Below are 1659 nucleotides of genomic sequence, written 5' to 3'. Positions count from 1 at the left end.
CCCTCCATGTCAGGATAGTTGTCGCCTCGCCGCCTTTCGATGAAGGACAATGGAGGGCGGAAGCGGTTTTGGGTAATGAAGCGCTATTCGGACGAGTTCAAGGAGTTGGTGGTCGAGCAGATGATGCCGCCCTTGAACCGATCAGTGGCGGAGCTAGCCAAGGAAACGGGTGTCACGACAGTGAGCCTGCGCACCTGGCGCCACGAGGCTCGAGAACAAGGAAAGGTTGTGCCAGGCAACGGCAAGCGGAGTGACAAATGGTCCAGCGCGGACAAGTTCCGGGTGGTGCTCGAAACAGCGCCTCTGAGTGAAGCGGAGTTGTCCGAATACTGCCGCAGGAAGGGCATTCAACCCGAGCAGATCCGGCAGTGGCGTGCTGCCTGCGAGCAGGCCAATGCGCCTGAGCGGGTCAGGTTGAGCCTGGCGCAGCGCCGCGAGGAACAAGCCGCCAAGAAGCAGATCCGGGACCTGGAGCGCGAACTCAAGCGCAAGGATGCGGCACTGGCTGAGACCGCGGCGCTGCTGGTTCTCAGAAAAAAAGCCGAGGCGATCTGGGGAAGGGACGAGGAGGACTGATCAACGTCTCGGATCGCCGCGAAGCCATTGCGTTGATCGATGAAGCGGTGGGCAGCGGTGCGCGCCAGTCCAACGCCTGCAAGGAACTGGGCTTGAACGAGCGCACCTTGCAGCGCTGGCGCCATACGCCGGAGGATGGCCGCCCGGGCGCGCAGCGCCCGGTGCCGGCCAACAAGCTCAGCGAGGGCGAGCGGCAGGCCGTGCTGGCCGCCGCTAACAGCCCCGGCTACGAGAGTCTGACGCCGCACCAGATCGTGCCGAAGCTGGCCGACGAGGGGCGGTACCTGGCCTCGGAATCGACGTTTTACCGCGTGCTTAAGGCCGAAGGCCAAGCGCACCGGCGCGGGCGCACCCACAACGCCAAGTCCCGTGCGCCGACCACGCACCGTGCCGATGACCGCAACCAGGTGTGGTGCTGGGATATCACGTGGATGCCCACCACGGTGAAGGGCCGCTTCTTCTACTGGTACATGATGCAGGACATCTACAGCCGCAAGCTGGTGGTCAATGAAGTGCATGAAAGCGAGTCGGAGGAACATGCCAAGCGGCTGCTCGAACTGGGCTGTCTGCGCGAGCAGACGGCTGGCCGGCCGCTGGTGCTGCACTCGGACAATGGCAGCGTCATGAAGGGGCTGAGTATGCGCGCTGCGATGCACGAATTGGGCGTGGTGCCCTCATACAGTCGTCCGCGCGTGAGCAACGACAACGCTTACGCCGAAGCGTTGTTCCGCACGGCCAAGTACTGTCCGCTATGGCCTGAGCGGCCGTTCGACACGTTGGAGCAGGCGCGCGACTGGGTATATCGGTTCGTGCGTTGGTACAACGAGGAACACCGCCACAGCGGGCTGAAATACGTCACGCCGAACCAGCGGCACAGTGGAGAAGCGAAGCCCCTGCTGGCGCGACGCATGATGGTGTATCAGGCCGCCCGTGCCCGGCATCCGCAGCGCTGGTCGCGAGGGATCCGGGATTGGGAGTTGGATCCTGTGGTCTATCTAAACCCGGAACGGGCCGAGCAGGAGCCTAAGGAGTACAAAAAGGCAGCATAGCGGCGGACGCGACAACTACCTTGACACACACCGC

At 63.5% G+C, this 1659-nt stretch carries 1 protein-coding gene; it reads left to right on the top strand.

Features of this window, described 5'->3' with window-relative positions:
• Positions 1 to 75 precede the first annotated feature (75 nt).
• Positions 76 to 1625, top strand: a protein-coding gene (locus AC3FNH_RS32460) for an IS3 family transposase (RefSeq protein ID WP_488722995.1) whose coding sequence is annotated in 2 segments (ribosomal slippage) — positions 76 to 562 and positions 562 to 1625 — 1551 coding nt in all. Because the reading frame shifts where the segments join, the coding sequence is not laid out codon by codon here.
• Positions 1626 to 1659 lie beyond the last annotated feature (34 nt).

The sequence above is a fragment of the Cupriavidus sp. 22TCCZM01-5 genome, assembly GCF_057798915.1.
The sequence above is the reverse complement of the archived record's forward strand: the minus strand, read 5'-3'. Positions and strand labels throughout refer to the sequence as shown.